At 34.1% G+C, this 20927-nt stretch carries 15 protein-coding genes; 8 read left to right on the plus strand and 7 right to left on the minus strand.

Annotation, left to right across the window (positions count from 1 at the left end; translation table 11 throughout):
• Positions 1-857 precede the first annotated feature (857 nt).
• From T420_RS0105820 to T420_RS0105830, 3 genes are all read right to left on the minus strand, one after another.
• The gene (locus T420_RS0105820) at positions 858-1766 is read right to left on the minus strand and encodes a 4-(cytidine 5'-diphospho)-2-C-methyl-D-erythritol kinase (protein WP_013545352.1); all 909 of its coding nucleotides are present in this window, start codon (positions 1764-1766) and stop codon (positions 858-860) included.
• 254 nt (positions 1767-2020) lie between these two features.
• Complete coding sequence (locus tag T420_RS0105825; protein WP_013545353.1) at positions 2021-2869, minus strand: S49 family peptidase; 849 nt, start codon at positions 2867-2869, stop codon at positions 2021-2023.
• A gap of 100 nt (positions 2870-2969) precedes the next feature.
• Positions 2970-3758 carry a tRNA1(Val) (adenine(37)-N6)-methyltransferase gene (locus T420_RS0105830; protein ID WP_013545354.1) on the minus strand — a complete coding sequence of 263 codons (789 nt, stop codon included), beginning with the start codon at positions 3756-3758 and terminating at the stop codon, positions 2970-2972.
• Between the two features lie 197 nt (positions 3759-3955).
• On the opposite strand from T420_RS0105830, the gene T420_RS0105835 reads away from it, so the two are divergent.
• From T420_RS0105835 to glyS, 4 genes are all read left to right on the plus strand, one after another.
• On the plus strand, positions 3956-4972 hold the full coding sequence (locus tag T420_RS0105835; protein WP_013545355.1) for a polyprenyl synthetase family protein: 1017 nt from the start codon (positions 3956-3958) through the stop codon (positions 4970-4972).
• A 100-nt stretch (positions 4973-5072) separates the two neighbouring features.
• Positions 5073-6758, plus strand: coding sequence for a tetratricopeptide repeat protein (locus T420_RS0105840; protein ID WP_013545356.1), 1686 nt, complete (start codon positions 5073-5075; stop codon positions 6756-6758).
• A 105-nt stretch (positions 6759-6863) separates the two neighbouring features.
• A complete protein-coding gene (locus tag T420_RS0105845) occupies positions 6864-7814 on the plus strand; it encodes a glycine--tRNA ligase subunit alpha (RefSeq protein WP_013545357.1) in 951 nt (316 codons plus the stop codon).
• Positions 7807-10035 (plus strand): glycine--tRNA ligase subunit beta, encoded by a 2229-nt coding sequence (glyS, locus tag T420_RS0105850; protein ID WP_013545358.1) that lies wholly within the window; start codon positions 7807-7809, stop codon positions 10033-10035. The genes T420_RS0105845 and glyS overlap by 8 nt, the downstream gene beginning before the upstream one ends.
• A gap of 222 nt (positions 10036-10257) precedes the next feature.
• Here glyS and T420_RS0105855 read toward each other — a convergent pair whose 3' ends face one another.
• Positions 10258-11127, minus strand: coding sequence for a methyltransferase domain-containing protein (locus T420_RS0105855; RefSeq protein WP_013545359.1), 870 nt, complete (start codon positions 11125-11127; stop codon positions 10258-10260).
• A gap of 242 nt (positions 11128-11369) precedes the next feature.
• Here T420_RS0105855 and T420_RS0105860 point away from each other — a divergent pair, with 242 nt between their 5' ends.
• Together T420_RS0105860 and grxC are read left to right on the plus strand one after the other, a co-directional pair.
• A complete protein-coding gene (locus T420_RS0105860; RefSeq protein WP_013545360.1) occupies positions 11370-12113 on the plus strand; it encodes a ComF family protein in 744 nt (247 codons plus the stop codon).
• Positions 12114-12159: 46 nt separating this feature from the next.
• On the plus strand, positions 12160-12417 hold the full coding sequence (gene grxC, locus T420_RS0105865; RefSeq protein ID WP_013545361.1) for a glutaredoxin 3: 258 nt from the start codon (positions 12160-12162) through the stop codon (positions 12415-12417).
• A gap of 24 nt (positions 12418-12441) precedes the next feature.
• On the opposite strand, the gene ubiG is transcribed toward grxC, so the two are convergent.
• Positions 12442-13185, minus strand: a complete 744-nt coding sequence (gene ubiG / locus T420_RS0105870) for a bifunctional 2-polyprenyl-6-hydroxyphenol methylase/3-demethylubiquinol 3-O-methyltransferase UbiG (RefSeq protein WP_013545362.1) — start codon at positions 13183-13185, stop codon at positions 12442-12444.
• Positions 13186-13372: 187 nt separating this feature from the next.
• On the opposite strand from ubiG, the gene T420_RS0105875 reads away from it, so the two are divergent.
• Complete coding sequence (locus tag T420_RS0105875; protein WP_026501222.1) at positions 13373-14626, plus strand: aspartate kinase; 1254 nt, start codon at positions 13373-13375, stop codon at positions 14624-14626.
• A gap of 792 nt (positions 14627-15418) precedes the next feature.
• Here T420_RS0105875 and nhaA read toward each other — a convergent pair.
• Together nhaA and T420_RS0105885 are read right to left on the minus strand one after the other, a co-directional pair.
• On the minus strand, positions 15419-16780 hold the full coding sequence (gene nhaA, locus T420_RS0105880) for a Na+/H+ antiporter NhaA (protein WP_013545364.1): 1362 nt from the start codon (positions 16778-16780) through the stop codon (positions 15419-15421).
• Between the two features lie 150 nt (positions 16781-16930).
• Complete coding sequence (locus T420_RS0105885; protein ID WP_013545365.1) at positions 16931-18631, minus strand: hypothetical protein; 1701 nt, start codon at positions 18629-18631, stop codon at positions 16931-16933.
• A gap of 344 nt (positions 18632-18975) precedes the next feature.
• Here T420_RS0105885 and T420_RS0105890 point away from each other — a divergent pair, with 344 nt between their 5' ends.
• On the plus strand, positions 18976-20748 hold the full coding sequence (locus T420_RS0105890; protein WP_013545366.1) for an SLC13 family permease: 1773 nt from the start codon (positions 18976-18978) through the stop codon (positions 20746-20748).
• Positions 20749-20927 lie beyond the last annotated feature (179 nt).

Consider the following 20927-nt stretch of genomic DNA (forward strand, 5'->3'; position numbering starts at 1 on the left):
TAAGCAAAACTGGTTTTCGTCAGTATATATTGAACAATAAATCACCACAAAGCTCTAGATTAGAAAGCCAATTGAACATAAACACCTAAACTCAGTTGTACCACTGAACCAAACACTATCAACTAAAAATCTTAGATTGATACACTTCAGCGATATACCCACAAATCTTTCAACTATATACTCGAAATAATCTACATCAGCTTTAGGAAAAGCTTGTAACGTTATGTATTAGTTATACATGCATCATGTGAAATATGACCTATAATGTACAATACAAAAACCTCAGTTAATGATAAACTATATATTTGATAACGTCATTATAGAACATCTTCTATCTATAAGTACTTGCATTTGAAATGTATAATAGGCATTTATTCTTAAAATACGCAATTGGCAAACATGATGGCAGCTGCTTTAATTGCATAATGCATTAATATTATGAAAGTCGTATTTCAATCATTTTCTTCTCAACTCTTAGAATTAAGCCATTTTTTAAATATGTAAAAATGTTGTCAGAGTATTAAAGGTTGAAAAATCTAAATCAGCATAACCAGAAGTAACAAAGTTACTTCGCAAAATGAAACATGAGTTAACACCATAATAGGTTATGATCATTTCACTATAAAGTTTCTTTTCATTGCTTAACAGTTGCATTTCATTATCATTTTTCTTTTCTAATACTTCATCCCTTAAACAATAATCCACCATATTTATTATACTTCAAAACATTTTTTGCCAAAAATGAACTCATCATATCAAAATCCTAGTGATTTAGATCAATAGGCAAAAAACCAATACAAGAAACATCTTTTCTTCTACACCCAACGCAGAAGATCAAAATTATTTTCTTATTAACATCATCGTGTACCTAAAGTTATTATAGGTTTCACAAACCAATCTGGATATATTGATTTAATAAAAAAAGCTGCTTTTTGTGCTGCTTGCTGATCTTTAAAAATCCCAAAACACGTTGCACCTGAACCAGACATACGAGAAAAAAGAGCTCCACTTTTATCCAATGCATATAAGACTTCAGCCAACTGAGGAGCAATTTTTAATGCAGGAACAAAAAGATCATTACGCGTTTCTTGTAAAGACTCAACCAATGAAAAAACCGTTTTGAAGGCAGATGAATCAATTTTCAAATGAGAATGATTACACTTTTCTAACGCTTTAAAAATAGTCTCTGTGGCAATGTGCTGACCATGATTAACCAACACCATTGCAAGAGAACAAGCCTCTTTTACCGGTATTATATCATCACCAATTCCTTTAACAAAAAGTGGCTGTTGATACTCCAATGCAAACAAACACATCGGAACATCAGCTCCAAGAACTAAACTCATTTCTGCTAATTTTTCACAAGAATAATCAAGTTTCCATTGCCGACGTAACATATATAATACGCTTGCAGCATCACCTGATCCGCCTCCAATACCTGATGCAATAGGCAATGTTTTAACAAGCCGAAAAAAGCCAGGTTTAGCACTTTTAGGAAATCTCTCACGCATAAAATCACGGGCGCGGATAACCAAATTTCCTGTGTCAGAAACAATTCTATCTGCAAAAGGGCCTGTTACAACAAAGCGATCACTTTCAAAAGGCGTATAACTTAAGCAATCACCGCTAAAACTGAAATAAACCAAGCTTTCTAACAAATGATAGCCATCAGCACGCTGCCCTACAATATGTAAAGCTAAATTCAACTTAATAGGCGTAAATATATAAAAACACTTTTCACGCGAAACATGTGCATTTGATATCATTGAACGTAATATTCACCTGTACAAGGATCTTTCACTAATTCTCCTTTTATATTTGTATATGGTTTAACTTTTAAACGAAAGATATACCGATATATCCATTGTAAATAATATTTCAATAAACAATAACTATAAAGAGCTATGATACATATCAAACTAAATAAAATCAAACGCACCATTATTACTTTCTTCTCCTATTGGCACTTACTCTAAAATAATTACAAACTTTTTAAGCGTTTATTGAAGCACTATTTCCATCACAAACCATAACGTTGCCAAAGTGCCTGCTCCTCTGCCGCCATCATAACACCATCAACCGCTGTATAAGCGATGTCAGCAGAAATACCTAAAGGTACTTTAGATGACAAAAGACTTTTTGGAGGAGAAATCAAGCGTAACTTTGCATTATTACCAAAACGTTTTTTAATAACAGAACGGACATCACCTAATTCATCAATTAAGCCAAGTTCAACACCTTTTTGTCCGCTCCAAAACATTCCTGTAAAAATATTTGAATCATCTGACAATTTTGACGTGCGCCTTTCCTTAACCAAATCAATAAAAGTCTGATGAACTTCAAGTTGCAAAGATTTTAAATGATCAACATCTGTTTTCTTTTCTGGTTGAAATGGATCTAATGTAACCTTGTTTTTTCCTGCCGTATAGACACGACGCTCCACACCAATTTTCTTCAAAAGTTCAGGAAAACCAAAAGAAGCTGAGACAACTCCAATGGAACCAACAATAGAAGAAGGATCAGCAAAAATTTCATCCCCAGCACAAGCAATCATATAACCACCCGACGCTGCCACATCCTCAACAAATGTGAAAACCTGTTTGTTTTTTTCATTTGCCAAATCACGAATTCGCTGAAAAATAAGATGTGATTGAACAGGCGAACCACCAGGAGAGTTGATAATTAAAGCAACCACTGGTGCTTTTTTATAAGAAAAAGCCTTATCCAAAAGGCTTGCACACCTCGCCAATGATAGTGTACGTGACATCAATGAATTTGATGATATAATCGCCCCCTGAAGCCGCACTACAGGGATTTGAATCGTATTAGAACGAAAACAACGCGCAATTAAATTCTTTATACAACCCATCAAAACAAAAGCTCCCTATAAGAAATTTAAAAAGTAAAACAATTCTTAAAAAATAAAAATCTTCATTTGAATTTAAGAAATAAATTTAAAAACGCAAGTATTAAAAACTTTCCCACAAACTGATATATCCATTATTAATCGCATCAATCCGTGGTGAAAAAACATGACTACCACTCTCATGTACAATCAATGCTGGCAATATAGATAAACCCGCTCTACTTCCTCGTTTTGCATAAAACAAAATACGAATCGCGGATGTCTCAACGTGAGAATGAATAGGAATTATAAATACATTACCAAAGCGTCCTTCCAAAGCATATAATATATCAGTCAATGATTGTGGACGTGCAATTAATCCTAAATATCCACCTGGCTTAACAATTGCTGATGCACACCGGAACCAATTCTCAAACATTGATTCAGGCATAACATGTGCTTTTAACTTTTCCTCATCAGGTGTTTTACGATCTGCTGAACTATTAAAAGGCGGATTCATAATTGCAAAATCAAATACATTATTCATTAGGCCTGCTTTCAAACGTTCTTTACCTTTTAAGGTAATATCTGCTTTTAACAAACAAACTCTGCTAACTAATTTCTCATTTTGTTTTAGCGCGAGTGTTTTTTGAGCATAAGATATCATAAAGGAAGACCGTTCAACCAACGTAATGTGAGCTTCAATACAACGTGAAGCAACTGCTAATCCTGCAGCACCAGCACCAGCACCTAAATCAACAACCTTCCCTTTAAAACCACTAGGCACCAAACCAGCAAGCAACATAGCATCCATACCAGACCGATGACCACGTAAACGTGGTTGCACTAAATAAAACTTACCACGATGAAAACCATCTATTGTTTCATCACTATGATTTTTTACCCTACTCATCTTATGTTATCTATATTTTTGAAATTTTCATTTAAATTATCCTATTTTAATTTATATGGTTAGTGTAAAAAAATATTTCTTTAATATTATTAAAACTTTCATTTCAAATCAGCACCAAAGCTTGAGTCAAAGCTCATCCCTCTTTATGCTATTATGGTATAAAGATATCTATTTGAAATATTTTAGGAGTGAACCAATTGGGTGCTACCACAAAACTAAATCATGAAAAGAAAAATCAGCATTCCCTCCATCCTCTTTTAAATCTTACTAAAGGAGATATGGAGTCTATAAATCAATTGATCATTTCTATGGCCAAATCAAACGTTGAAATGATTCCTGAAATTTCTAATCACCTTATTTCATCGGGTGGTAAACGAATACGCCCAATGATCACTTTAGCCGCTGCTCATATGTTTGGATATCAAGGTGATAAACATATAAAACTCGCAACAGCAGTTGAGTTTATGCATACAGCAACCCTATTACACGATGATGTCGTTGATGAAAGCGAGCTACGACGGGGAAAATCTACAGCACGGATGATTTGGGGCAATCAAGCAAGTGTTCTTGTTGGTGATTTTTTATTAGGACAAGCTTTTAAAATGATGGTAGATGTTGGTTCTCTAGAAGCACTCTCTGTTTTAGCAAACGCTGCTGCAATCATTGCTGAAGGAGAAGTTATGCAGCTTTCTGCCGCAAAAAATATAGAAACTAACGTCTCAAATTATCTCAAAATTATAAACGCAAAAACAGCTGCCCTTTTCTCAGCTGCTGCTGAAGTCGGCCCAATTATTGCTGGGTACGGACATGAAGAACGTTCTGCATTACATCAATATGGTCTATCATTAGGAGTAGCTTTCCAATTGATTGACGATGTTCTTGATTACAGTAGCAGTGCTCAATATCTAGGAAAAAATATTGGTGATGACTTTCGAGAAGGAAAAATTACGATGCCTGTTATTCTGTCATACACACGCAGTAATGACATAGAAAAAACATTTTGGAAACAAGCTCTTGAAAATAACCATAATAATGATGAAGCCCTAAAGCATGCACAACAATTAATAGAAAAATACGACGGTCTAATTGATACAATAGAGCAAGCTCGAATTTATGGAAAACGTGCAATTGATGCTCTTTCTTCAATAAAAGAAAATCCTGCTAAAAATGCATTAATTGATATTATCGATTTTTGTATCGAACGCGTAAACTGATTCTTTGTAAGAATCATAATATAGTATTTTTTAATAAAACAATCAGACATAGTTTATAAACTATAGAAATAATTGATTATCTTTAAGAAGGATTAACTTTATGCGCAGTGCAACAGTATCGGGTTTTTTCACTCTCATAGGAATCATACTAATGCCACTGCCCACTTACAGTGCAGTTGAGAAAACTATTGATACAAACTCATTTACAGGTGCTTATCTAGCAGGACGAATTGCGAATTACGAAAATAAAATGAATCTTGCTATCCATTATTTTCAACAAGCACTTATTTATGAACCTAATAATCTTGAAACAAAAAAAGAAATTTTTCAAGCCATGCTAAGTGTAGGAGCATTCACAGAAGCTGTTCAACAAGCAAAAAAATTGAAAGAAAAAGATATTATTACACCTCTTATTTCCTTAACATTATCAATAGAAAATCTTATCAAAAAAAATTACAAAGAAGCTCAACTGCTTCTACAAGCTAAAACATCTCCCCCTGATAATAATCCAATATTTGAGCTGACCAATGCTTGGGCTAAATTTGGATCTGGTAATCAATTTCAAGCAATCACTGACCTTGAAAAACATTTAGGACCTGCTTGGTATAACCTTTTTATACATTATCATCTTGCACTCATGAGTGAGTTAGCAAAACGTCCACAAGATGCAAAAAAATATTTCATTCAAGCATTAAACAACCAACAAGGTGCCATTACAGCTACAGATACCTACGAACGTGTTATTATAGCTTATGCCTCATTCCAATTACGTCAGAACATGCGCAGTGATGCCATAAAAACTCTCCGGCATGGAGAAAAGATATTATTAGGCTACGAAACGCTCAAAAATATCCGTCAAAAAGTTGAAAAAGGAGCTAATATAGAAAATCTTATTACAACGCCTCAACAAGGAATTGGTGAAGTGTTATATAATTTTGGAACAACTCTTAATAAAAGAGGTTCAGAACGGATTGCACGTATTTTTCAACAATTTTCTTTAGCTCTATATCCTAAAAATGAAGCAACGCTGTTTCAATTAGCAAAAATTTCTGCAAAATTGAATGATTATAATCAAGCAATTAAAATTTATCGTGCTTTACCATCTAGCTCCCCTTATTATAGAGATGGGCAATTTCAACTTGCATTGACTCTTGCTGAGAACGGAAACCACGATGAAGCCATTAAATTATTAACGTTATTAGAGAAAAAATTTCCTAATGACCGCCACATTTTTATCACTCTGGCTGCTATCTATATGCAGAAAAATAACTTTTCTGAAGCGATCAAAATCCTAGATCAGGCTATCGCACAAATAACAGACTTTCAACGAGATAATTGGAGACTTTTTTATCAACGTGGTATCGCATTTAATTATTTAAAACAATGGCCAAAAGCTGAAACTGATTTTCGCAAAGCACTTACGTTTTTTCCTGATCAACCGCAAGTACTTAATTATTTAGCTTATTCACTTATTGATCGTGATCAAAAACTCGAAGAATCATTAAATATGCTAAAAAAAGCTGTCACGTTACAATCTCAAAATAGTTATATTCTTGATTCTTTAGGATGGGCTTATTACAAACTTAAACAATATTCCCAAGCTGTTACAACATTAGAAACCGCTGTTAGACTACAACCTAGTGATCCAACACTTAATGATCATTTAGGTGATGCCTACTGGCAAGTTGGACGTAAACGTGAAGCAGTATTTCAGTGGAACCACGCAATTGATGGAGAACCAGACAATCCAGAAAGAATTAAAGAAAAAATAAAGTTTGGTCTGTAAAAATAACGATACTTGACCATATTGATATGAAGCAATAGACAGTAATAAAAACTGAAATTCTTTTGGTCTTTATTATTGGTTAAACATTAAAATGGTATTCAAAGAGTGAACCTACCTTCAAATTTAAATCCCACACGTTCTTTTCAAGGACTTATTTTAAGCCTGCAAAATTACTGGGCTCAGCATGGATGTACAATTTTGCAACCTTACGACATAGAAGTAGGAGCTGGAACTTTTCATCCAGCTACAACGCTACGTTCATTAGGTCCACGCCCTTGGAAAGTAGCTTATGTTCAACCTACCCGACGTCCAACAGATGGTCGATACGGTAAAAATCCTAATCGTCTACAACACTATTACCAATTTCAAGTGCTTTTCAAACCCTCTCCTCCAAATTTACAAGAACTTTATATCGGCTCTCTAAAAGCTATTGGCCTTGACATGAAACTTCATGATATTCGCTTTGTTGAAGATGATTGGGAAAGCCCAACACTTGGTGCTTGGGGACTTGGATGGGAATGCTGGTGCGATGGAATGGAGATTTCTCAATTCACTTATTTTCAACAAGTATGTGGCATTGAATGTGCTCCAGTCTCAGGAGAAATCACTTATGGACTTGAGCGATTAGCAATGTATATTCAAGATGTCAGTAATGTTTACGATCTTAACTTTAACGGCTTAGATGGTGCAGAACGAATAAGTTATGGTGATGTTTTTTTACAAGCAGAACAAGAATATTCACATTATAATTTTGAATTTGCTAATATCGACCTCTTGCAACAACATTTCATTGACGCAGAACGTGAATGCAATGCACTTCTTGATTCTGGAAAGCCAAATAAAGAGAATAGTTCCCATTTATGCGTCTTTCCAGCTTACGACCAATGTATTAAAGCAAGCCATATCTTTAATCTCTTGCAAGCACGTGGTGTTATTTCTGTCACTGAACGACAAAGTTATATTCTTCGTATTCGTGATCTTGCACGCCGCTGCGGTGAAGCGTTCTTATTAACTGAAGCTGGTAATATATCCACAAACGGAATGTATAATGCCTGATCTCCTGCTTGAACTTTTTAGTGAAGAAATCCCTGCTCACATGCAACGCAGAGCTGCTTCTGATCTTAAAAAATGTGTTACAGATAAACTTGTTAATGCAGGCTTAAGTTATAAAGCAGCCTGTGAATATTGGACACCTCGTCGGTTAACATTAAACATACGCGGTCTTTCTAAAAGTTCGCCAGATGTTCATGAAGAACGTAAAGGACCTAATGCACAATCACCACAACAAGTTATTGATGCTTTTTTACGCACTACAGGTCTAAATGATATTTCCAAAGTACACATTACACATGATGATAAAAAGGGTGATTTTTATATTGCTAAAACAACCAAAAAAGGTCGTTTAGCCGAAGAAATTATTGCAGATATTTTACCTGACATTATTCGCAATTTTCCATGGCAAAAATCTATGCGGTGGGGACAAGAGTCAGCTAAAAGTGGTGCCTTAAGATGGATACGATCTTTACAAAACATTCTTTGTGTTTTTGGATCAGCAATTGGTGAAACACACATTATTCCATTTACAGTTGGTTCCCTCAAAAGTAATAATTTAACCTATGGTCATCGCTTCTTAAGTAATGGAAAGTCTATCCAGGTACGCCGTTTTGATGACTATGTAACACAACTTGAAAACCATAAAGTTATTTTGGACGCAGAGAGACGAAAAGATATTATTTTAGCAGATGCTCAAAATCTTTGCTTTGCAAATGGCTTGGAATTAGTTGAAGATAAGGCTCTTTTGGAAGAAGTGGCAGGACTCGTTGAATGGCCTGTTGTACTCATGAGCACTTTTGATAAAACTTTTCTCAATATTCCTCCAGAAATTATTCGCTTGACCATTCAAACTCACCAAAAATGCTTTGTAACACGCAAACGAGGTGATAAGAGCAAACTCTCTAACTATTTCATTCTTGTTGCTAATATTCTTGCCAATGACAAAGGAATAGAAATTTCTAAGGGAAATAGTAAAGTTGTAAATGCCCGCCTTTCTGATGCACTCTATTTTTGGCAAACAGATCAATGTAATTTACCCAACATTACACATTTAGAATCTTCTGCTAAAAAACTCGATCTTGATTTAAATAAACCTCTCGATCAGCGAATAGCACAGCTTAATTATTTGAATGTTACTTTCCATGCTAAATTAGGAACACAAGGTGCAAAAGTAGAAAGGATTGCTGCTTTAACACAAATAATTGCACCATTAGTAAAAGCGGATTCTATATTGGCTAAACGTGCAGCGATTTTAGCAAAAGCTGACTTACAAACGGAAATTGTTGGTGAATTTCCTGAACTACAAGGGTTGATAGGACGAAAATACGCATTACTTCAAGGAGAGGATCCACGTGTAGCTGAAGCCATTGAAGACCACTATAAACCCCTAGGACCTAAAGATCGTATCCCATGTGAACCCATTGCTATAACAGTCGCATTAGCTGATAAAATCGATACGCTCATTGGTTTTTGGTTCATTAATGAAAAACCAACTAGCTCAAAAGACCCCTATGCATTAAGACGAGCAGCATTGGGAGTTATCAGGCTTATGCTTTTAAATGATTGGAAAATAAGCCTTATGCCGCTTTTTCATCAGGCAATGAATTTTTTATTACAACAAAAAATTCAGTATGCAACATCTGAAACAGAAGCTACACAACTTCAAAACATATCTGTAGAAAAAACGGAAAATATTGTATTAGACTTGTTAACATTTTTTCATGAACGACTAAAAGGTTATCTCAAAGATGAAGGAGCACGCCATGATATTATTGAAGCCGTTTTAACAAAAGATTCCGATGATATTTTATTAATTGCGCGCCGAGTTGAAGCACTCACCTTCTTTATCAACACCAATGATGGAAACAGCCTTTTAATTGCAGTAAAACGGGCCATCAATATTCTTGAAAATGAAACAAAAAAAGGAACGACAATAATAAACAAAGTTAGACCTGAGCTTTTTATTGAAACAGAAGAAAAGCAGCTCTATCAAACAACCATTGAAACAGAAAAAAAGATTGCTGATCATATTCATGTAACAGAATTATCCTCTACACTGAGTAGTTTATTACTCCTTAAAAAGCCTATTAACGAATTCTTTGAAAAAGTATTTGTAAATGATGGCAATATAAATATTCGAACCAATCGTCTTGCTCTTCTTGAACGTATTCGCATAGTTACACAAAATGTTGCAGATTTCTCGAAATTAAATTCTAAAACCTAATGCATGTCTTTTACTTTTAGCACTTTCTGCATTAAATATCTTAAAAGAAAAGCTATAAAAATAATTGCTCAAATAATTTTATTCCCCTATCAATTCGTTTGGTGACATGGAAATAAGTAATTTTGTTTGTTTTAAAATAAGAAAATGTTACTTTTTTCCGTTTTTAATTCAATATGAAAATGATAGATTATCTTTATACATCAGCATGTTATTTTCAGCATGTTATTTTTTAAAAAAATCTACGAGAGATATTTGAGCTGATCCTGGAGGTATAGGCTTTTGTTGTTTTTGGTCAGGAGCCCAACCGGAAAGCCAAATGAAAGAGAAATGCGCACGAATACGACCGTCGGAATCACTGAATTTTTTTGCATAAATTTCGTTAGCGAGACAGAAAAATCGCTTGGATACAGGACGTCGAGAGCGGCTAATAAGCGCATTTTGCATTCCCATAGCTTTAAGATCATCCATAAGATCAAACATGGTATTGTAGCGTATGGTGACATCTTCAACATCTACTACGGGCATAGCAAAACCGGCACGCTGTAAGAGAGCTCCTGCATCACGAATATCTGCAAAGGGATAAATCCTTGGGCTAACACCGCCGTAAATTTCGTTTTCAGCTTGCAGTAAACTTTCACGTAATTCCCTTAACGTGCCAGCTCCAGCCATAACAGCAAGAAATAAGCCATCTGGTTTAAGGATATTTTTTATTTGACTGAGAACACCAGGAGTATCATTGGTTAACTGTAAGGAGAGAAGTGAAACAATAAGATCACAATAATGTTGAGGAAAATCAAGCAATTCTCGATGACGTAAATGAAATGGACTGTCGTAATTTTGGTAAAGAATATTGGTTTCAACACGTTCTATAGAACCGATTTTACCGGATTTTTTTAAAGTTTGCACTGCAAGACCTGTATGACCGTGTAAATCTAAGGCCAATATGAAATTACGATTAACAGCATTGAGACGTTTGTAGAGATCATCAACCACATAAGAAAGCAAAAAATCACACCCTTTTTTTGCTCTTTTGAAAGCACGTTGACGAAATTGTTCAATACAACTGTAATCAAAGATCAAAGGATGAGACATTATCTTATAGCATCTTATAGCACTGTTAATTTATGAGATTATATGATTTATAATAAAATTATTTAATACATGTTATATCAATTTTATAATACAAGAAAAAAGAAAAATGATTTCACAAAAGAGAAATAGCAATTGAAAAATTAAATTTTATTCTTTTAAGATATGAAAGAATTTTTTCACATTATTATAGTAATTTAATAAAAAAGTACTTTGAAGAAAATTTTTTGATTAATGGTGATATATTGAATAAATTAATCAAGCGCTTAATAACAATTTTATATCCACCAATTTGTCATGGATGTGCAAAAATTGTTTCTGCTTATGGGACTATTTGTTCTGATTGTTGGAAAGATCTTCAATTTATCACAAAACCTTATTGTCCTGTTATGGGAACTCCTTTTGCGTATGATATGGGAGAGGGTTTTCTTAGCGGCGAAGCTATTCAGAATTCTCCTCCCTTTTCGTCTTTACGCTCAGCTGTTGTTCATAAAGGTTTAGCACGAACTTTAGTAACACGATTGAAATATGGCGACCGTTTAGAATTAGCATCTTTTATGGCAAATTCAATGATATTTGCTGGACATGAAATTATTAATGATTGCGATTTTATTATTCCTATCCCTTTACATTTTCGTCGTTTTTTCGTGAGACGTTATAACCAATCTGCTGAACTTGCTCGTTATATTGCAGAAAAACAGAAAAAACCTTTCAAACCTGGCTGGCTTGTGCGTTATCGATACACACGTCCACAGGTTGGTTTATCTGCCAAAGAACGAAAAATGAATGTGCAGAATGCTTTCAAGGTGCCTAATAAGGTTAAAAAGTATTTAGAGGGACGCTCTATTTTGCTTATTGATGATGTTTTGACAACAGGTGTAACGGTTACTGCAGCAACAAAAACATTAAAACATGCAGGTGCACGACAAGTTAATGTATTGACATTTTCGCGTGTTTTAAAAGGCAATTTTACTTTGCCTTATTTTTGAGAATTCATTTTAAAGTGTATTATATAAAAAAGCATCGGAGAATATCATGAAAGAAATCACACTTTATACACGTCCTAACTGTCCCTATTGCATAAAAGCGCGTACTTTGCTTGATCAAAAAGGAGTAAAATATACCGATATTGATGCATCAACTTCTCTTCGCCAACAAATGGTGCAACGAGCAAATGGGCGTAATACATTTCCGCAAATTTTTGTAGGAGATTATCATGTTGGAGGATGTGATGATCTTTATGCTTTAGATATTGAAGGCAAGCTTGATTCTCTACTGCAAGGTGTTTTTTAATAACTACTTACTATGATATGCTTATTAAGGCAATTTTGCAAGAAGTATATAATTAACATCCATATCGCATGAGCGGTTCCAGCTGTCAGTTAATGGATTATAAGTAATACCAATTTCATCAACGATAGCTAAAGAATTTTTGTACAATAATTTTTTAAGTTCTTGAGGTTTTAAAAATTTTTTATAGTCATGTGTCCCTTTGGGAAGCCATTGTAAAATATATTCAGCGCTTACAATGGCGAGCACCCATGCTTTCCATGTGCGATTTAGTGTTGCAACAAACATGAGTCCCTGTGGCTTAAGCATTTTAGCCGTAGCCTCTATAAAAAGATCAACGTTCATAACATGCTCAACAACCTCCATATTAAGGATTACATCAAATTTTTCACCTGCATTTGCAAGGTCTTCTGCAGTAGTGGTGCGATAATCAATCAAAAGACCGCTTTGAATTGCGTGAATTTTTGCGATTTCAATATTTGTTTGCGCAGCATCAGCTCCTATGACAGTAGCTCCAAGGCGTGCCATTGGCTCGCATAACAAACCACCTCCACAGCCGATATCAAGAATTTTCAAACCCTCAAAGGGCATAAGTGAAATAGGATTACGATCAAATGCCAAACAGATTTTTTCTTTGATATATGCAAGACGTATTGGATTGAAATTGTGAAGTGGTCGAAATTTTCCTTGTGGATCCCACCACTCAGCAGCAATACGCGAAAAATGATCAATTTCACTCTGATCAATTGTTGTAAGCGTCTCATTTATCATATCGCTCTCCTTTTTTTGGCATATCAAGTCATGTGAATTCTTTCTAAAGTCAAGAACAAATTAACATAAACATATCAGACTTGTGAAAATGATAGATATTGGTTATGTCAAAATGGAAAATTGATGCAGCTAGCACAAAACCTTATTCTCATTGTTACTTAAAATAAAAATCATAAGAGTGTCATAAATAATGCGTATTGTCATGAAATTTGGTGGAACATCTGTAGCAAATATTGAATGTATTCATAATGTTGCACAGCATGTTAAAAGAGAAGTAGATGCAGGCAATGAGGTTGCAGTGGTGGTATCAGCAATGGCTGGTACCACCAATAAGCTTGTGCAATGGACACGTGATGCTGCACCATTGAATGATGCTTATGAATATGATGTCGTTGTTGCTTCTGGTGAACAGATAACAGCTGGTTTATTAGCTATTACACTTCAGTCAATGGGAATAAATGCACGTTCATGGCTTGGTTGGCAAATTCCTATTCATACTAATAATGCCCATGGTAGTGCGCGAATTACAGATATTGATGGATCTGCTTTGATAAAGCGTTTTCAGGAAGGGCAAGTGGCAATTATAGCTGGTTTTCAGGGTTTAGCTCCAGATAATCGGATTTCTACGTTAGGGCGTGGTGGATCAGATACAAGTGCCGTTGCAATGGCAGCAGCTTTAAAAGCTGATCGTTGTGATATTTATACAGATGTAGATGGTGTCTATACAACCGATCCTCGTGTTGAACCCAAAGCACGCTGTTTACCAAAAGTAGCTTTTGAAGAAATGCTTGAAATGGCTTCTCTTGGAGCAAAAGTTTTGCAGGTTCGCTCTGTTGAACTGGCTATGGTGCATAAAGTTCGTATTTTTGTGCGCTCAAGTTTTGAGAATCCCAATGCTGTTGGCATGAACAATCCAATTACCCCCCTTGGAACACTTATTTGTAGTGAGGATGAAATTGTGGAACAACAAACTGTTACTGGTATTGCCTTTGCTAAAGATGAAGCGCAAATTTCGTTACGCCGACTTGCAGATCGTCCAGGTATCTCTGCAGCAATTTTTTGTCCTTTAGCCGAAGAGCATATTAATGTTGATATGATTGTGCAAAATATTTCTGAAGATGGTTCGAAAACTGATATGACTTTTACAGTACCGTCAGCAGATGTAGAAAGGGCAGTTATACTTCTTGAAAAAAATCGTAAAAAAATTGGATTTGATGTTATCCAATCTGAAAGTGATCTTGCAAAAATTTCTATTATTGGGATCGGAATGCGCAGCCATGCAGGTGTTGCGGCTACAGCATTTAAGGCTTTAGCTGAAAAAGGTATTAATATTCAAGCAATCACTACTTCAGAGATCAAGATTTCAGTTCTGATTGATAGCGCTTATACTGAACTTGCAGTTAGAACGCTACACGGTGTTTATAGCCTTGATAAAGAATAAGCATTTTTTTCTCTTAAAAATCTCCATAACAACAAAGTATACTTACACATGCAGAGTAGTCGTGAACTATAAAAAATAAGTCTTTGATAAAAAAAAGAGAAAAATATGCATTCTCTGTTTAATTATACGTATTATTCTCCTCTGAATGATTCGCGGATATACGGGACAATATATTCACTCATTTAAAAAATTAGTAAAAAACGCTAGACTTAAATTTGAAAAATTTATTCTCTATTCTTGATATAATATGAAATACTAACTCTAAATACGATTTGAAATAATAATATCATTTTTGTTTATTATATTTCTCAAAGATGTTAGGCTAAATTAGCGTTTATACTGAATTTACAGTTAGAACAATGTTTTAAGATTTGAATAACCAAACTTAATATTTCAACTCACAACAAGGCTTGTTCTCAATAAGAAAAAAGTAAAGAAAACGAGCAAAACTAAAGTTTTTAACTCCGCAAAAAAGCATAAAACTATCACATCTCCACTTTTCTACATCATAAAATATATAGCTCGAATTTTGCAATATAATTTAATCGAATTATTTACCAAATAAAGCAAAATTTAGGGACTGAATTTTATTCTTGTTATGTCCTACATGCTTGGTAATTTTTAAAAGTTTATGCAATCTGTAAACTGAATTATTTATTCCATATAATGCAATTTTTCTCTCAATTATGAGAACTAATTATTATATTTTTTACGATTATGAGAAAATTATATTAATCTAAATAAAGCAAATCCCTTTTTAAGGATTTGGCTAAGATTTCATCATCATTTTCTTTATTGGGCTTTATCATATGCTTTTTTACTTTTTTTGATATAAAAGAGACCATATCCAAGGCCAATAAAAGCAGATAAACCAGACCCACAAAGCACACCAATTTTTGCAGAATCAAGCTGAACCATATCTTTAAAAGCAAGCATTGAAACGAAGATAGACATTGTAAAGCCAATACCTGCTAAAAATCCAATCAGTAAGATTCCTCCCCATGTCATGTCAGGTGGAAGACGGCAAAGGCCTGATTTTACAGCAAGATAGCTAGCAGCAATAATACCAAGTGGTTTACCAACAAGTAAACCAATAATAATACCGAGAACAATTATAAATGATTTACCGGAAGAAAGATCGAAATTTGCAAAACTAACACCCGCATTTGCAAAAGCAAAAACTGGCATTATACCATACGCCACCCATGGATGTAGCGCTTTTTGAACACGAATCACAGGCGCAATTATATCACGTTGTCCTTTACGTACTTTTTTTAATGTTATTGAGATATGGTGTAAATCATTAACAGTATTTTTTTCTTGAAGAGATTTTACCGCATTACTGAGCATTGTGAGTGGAGCTACAAGATGACGGGTAGGAAAAACCGGAGTCATCATGCCTAAAATTACACCAGAAAGTGATGGATGCACCCCTGTTACCATTAAACCCCACCAAATAATTGCACCTGGCACGATATAAAGCCATGCCGATGCAAATCCAATCCATTGAAAAAATAAAACCAATACAATACCTGCTAACGTAATAGCTAAACCACTAGGATCCAGGTTGGTTGAATAGAAAAAGGCAATGATTAAAACAGCAATGATATCATCAATAATGGCTAATGATAAAAGAATGATATGAAGATTGGAGGGAATTGCTTTTCCAAGAAGAGCAAGAATCCCTAAAGCAAAAGCAATATCAGTAGCAGTTGGTACCGCCCAACCATACGTATGTCCACCATTTAAATTGAAGCTAAGATAAATAATAGCAGGGAGACAAACTCCTCCTATTGCCGCAACAATTGGTAAAACTGCTTGTTTGAAGTTTGCAAGAGCTCCTTCATGAATTTCTCGCCGAATTTCCATACCTGCTACGAGAAAAAATACAGTCATAAGAACATCATTAACCCAAAAGTGTAGATCCCATGAAAGATTAAAATGCCCAAAATTGAAACCAAGAGATGTATGCCAAAGTGCTTCATAAAGAGAAGTATATTTAGAATTGGCACAAATGAGAGCTGCAGCTGCTGCAATTAACAGAATAATACCACTTAGAGCTTCTATATGGAGAAAACCTTCAATAGCAGAAAGCGCTCGATTGGTTACAACAGAAGCACGATTGGGTAAGCGGTTTGATGATAAATTAGCCATAAAACAACTCCAAATATCAACAATTTTGTTAATATATATTTTTGTTTATAGATTATTTTCGTGATACTTCTCATAGTATCATATAAAGATGAAAAGAGGAACGATAGCTTTTAATTTATAACTAAATGATTTAAAACCAATTACGTTTTTTTAAAAAGATGCTTCATTTTTGATAGTTAAACTCATTTTATTTAAAATATTTGATAAATCATTTTGCAAAATATTTTTAAGATCGACAGCTGTAGGACCTTTATTATCTTTTGCTCTCATTTTAACTTTTAATGTTTGTGGATTTTTAGCAAAGTCTCCAAAAGATTTTGAAATATTTTCAGCTTCATCGTGATCTTTTAATAACATTTTCAAACTTTTGGTTATAATTAGATAAAAATAATCATAAAGCTCTTCTTTGAGATTGTGATCATGATCACCGAAATTTTGTGCAAGATAAGAGAAAAATTTATCAATGAAACCAGCATCTTTATAATACATATCAATTTCAGGTATACTAAAATCTTGAGAAGCAATAATCATTGTATCTTTTTGACCTGAAAAGAATGCTTTATCAATATTCACTATTTTTGCTGATATACTTCCAGAACCGATATCCTTCATATTAAAAGATATCGTGTTTAGCAAAAGCTCACGTTTTTCTTCATTGTATGAAACATCAATTTTTCCTGAAAGATTAAAATCTTCAAAATTCATTTTTTTAAGAAAATCTAAGTCTTTTTTTTCCATTTTTTTAGATAAAATCGAAAGGCCATCGAGAGAAATTAAAAGTTTTTGAGGTATGGATTGCTGCCATTGACTTGGTCTCAATTCAAATGATTTAAGTTTTGTTTTAAGCTGTGGCATATCAATTGCTGCTTTATTAATGGTAACATCAATAGAGGTTATAGCTGAAAAACTATTTAATAGAGCAGCTTTTCGTACTGCTTTTACATCTTCGTGATTATTTGTCTTTCTTGCATTAATATAGGCCTTGATAAGTTGCTCAAGAGAATGAGCCATCGGTTTCATTTTCAGACAAGATGTTTTAAACTTGCCAAGAGAGAAAGAGGTATTTTTTTTGCTTCCTCGAAGGATATTAATCATTATATTATCCAGCACAATAGAACCAATAACGGTCTTGCTTTTCTTTGTTTTACTTGTACCAAAAATGATAGAATGGGCATAATTAACATTGATATTATAAGCTTTCATTTCATCACTTTGAGCTATCAAACGTATTTGTTGAGTATCATTTGCAGCTGTTGATACAAGATCTATGTTCGTTATTATACTGTCGATACCAATAGAACGAATGCGGCCATTTTTAAAATCAGCAATCTGAAAGTTCTTTATATTGATCTTTTCAGCTGATTTATTTCCACTGTTTATGAAAAGAAACATGTCTGGTGCAAAAATTGATGCGATATGAAGACGCATAAGTGACTGCAAAATACGAGATTTAATTGTGATATCCTTTCCCTTTAAAAATACATTATTGATAGACATTTTGGGTATTTGTAAATGAATATTATCGTATTTTAAATCAATATCATAAAGTGTGAAAATTCCTGGAATGAAGCTAATAGGAGGACGAGCTGAAATAGCACCAATTTTAAGTAATATACCTGTAGGGGTTGGGAGAATAATATTAGTTAAGTTAACTTTTCCTATAATACTAACTTCCGATGTCTCAACATTAATAAAGTGGCGAGCCATTTCTTTTTTTATAAAGTTGTCAAGATAGGGTTTTGCTATATAAAATCCCCCAACGAATATGATAGAAAAAATAGCGATAAATCCAATGATATATATTAACCAATTCTTTTGGGTGTTTTGATACTGACTATTAAAATTGGCCATCATTTTTTCTTTCGATTTTATAATCCATAATGCAAAAATATAGATAAATTCCTCTACAATTCAGATTATCTATTAAACAACTATCGATTTTTATTCCTTTTACATGTAGAGTTATTATCATCTTTTTTTCAATAAACTTTTATTAACTATCACCAATTTTCTTTAGTTTCATTTTTTGCAAAAACTATGATAATGAACAAGAAAGTATATGCTAAATATCATCATTTTTAATCACCGATTCAATTACAGCCATGTTTGGTTTGATCTTGTTTCTAGTAATAGGAACAGTTAAAAACAATATGTGCTTTGCAATCATTTTAAGTTAACAAGGAGAAATGGATGTCATGACAGAAGATCAAATAATGGCTTTTTCTATGATTTGTCTTATGATGATTGTTTTTATTTGGGACCGATTTCGTTATGATATTGTTGCTGTTTGTACATTACTGATTGCTTGCATATTAGGCCTTGTTAGTCCAAAGGAGGCATTTAGCGGTTTTAGTAATGATATCGTCATTATTGTCGGTAGCGTATTTGTAGTTAGTGCCGCTGTATCACGCTCTGGTGTGATGGAATTGATTATTCAACATATATGGCCTGATGTGAAATCGGTACGGCTTCAGCTAGCTTTTTTAGTTCTTTCTGTAGTACTCTTGTCAACATTTGTGAAAAACATTGGTGCTTTGGCTATCATGCTACCGATAGCTTTTCAATTTGCTCGACGTTCTCAGGTTACACCATCAGTATTTTTAATGCCAATGGCATTTGGTGCTTTATTGGGTGGTCTTATGACACAGATAGGTACATCTCCTAATATTGTTATTTCAGCTATGCAGGAGCGTTTGACAGGAGCTCCCTTTACTATGTTTGATTTTATGCCAGTTGGCATAGCAGTTGCTGTCTCTGGGGTATTATATTTGGTGTTTTTTTCTTGGCGTTTACCTATCCGTGCACATCCAGATGTATCATTTGATGATGCTATTGATATTCATAATTATGTTTCAGAAGTACATATTCCAGCTTGTTCTCCGATTATTGGTAAAACCATTATTGATCTTGTTAAACCATCAAGTGGTGAAGTTATGGTTATTCAGGTAATTAGAAATCAAGTGTTTATTTCTCCATTGCCGGATTTTGTTTTTTCTGAGGGAGATATTGTCTTATTGGAAGGATCGCATAAGGGATTAGATATTGTCATTAATTCTTCTCGTTTGGAATTTTTTACCGGCCGTTCCATACCTACAAACGATAAAGACAGTGATCTTGATATTATTGAAGCAGTTATCGCACATGACTCACCTCTTATTGGCATTAGTGCTAAAAATTTTTCACTTTTTGAACGTTATGACGTGAGTTTTCTTGCATTAAGCCGTCAACATGAAAGGGTTCGGGGAAGGCTTAGTGATATCATTTTCCGTCTTGGAGATGTGATTGTTTTACGAGGGCAAGATATAGTTATTCCAAATTTATTACGGGAATTAAAATGTCTGCCATTAGCAAAACGTAATATTATGTTTGGTAATTTACGACATAGTCTTGCGGCTTTGTCTATTTTATTTATAGCAATTGCTTTGACAGCTTTCCAAATTATTCCAGTTGCATTATCTTTCTTTGCAGCCGCTGCCGCAATGGTTATTTTTCGGGTTCTTCCGGCACGTAATTTATATCAAACTCTAGATGGTCAAATATTGGTATTATTAGCAGCTCTCATTCCAGTGAGTGAAGCATTAGAGAAAACAGGATGCACAAATTTAATCGGTAATTGGTTAAGTCAATTGGCTGTATTTTTACCACCATCTGGAGCGTTGGCACTCATTTTAATTACAGCAATGTTGGTGACACCATTTTTGAATAATGCTGCAACAGTAATGGTGATAGCACCAATCGCATCAAGTTTTGCTCATTCTCTTCATTATAAACCTGAAGCTTTTCTAATGGCTGTTGCGATAGGTGCTGGATGTGATTTTCTTACACCTATTGGACATCAATGCAATATGTTAGTAATGGGTCCAGGTGGTTACCGTTTTAGTGATTATCCACGTTTTGGTATTCCATTAGCTATATTAATAGCAATCGTTGCCGTTCCCATGTTAATGTGGATTTGGCCACTGCAATAGAATACTCTTAATTCAGATATGCTTTGTAGAAAAGATTGTGTAGATAAAAACAAAGCGAAATTCAATAATATTATTGAAAAATTATATAGATCTATGTAAAACTAAATAATCAGAAGATGATTATTTTTTTCTACATGCTATATTTTGGCACTTATTTGTTATCTACAAAATCATTCGTA

This window comes from Bartonella clarridgeiae ATCC 51734 (assembly GCF_000518185.1).
Classification (GTDB): Bacteria; Pseudomonadota; Alphaproteobacteria; order Rhizobiales; family Rhizobiaceae; genus Bartonella; species Bartonella clarridgeiae.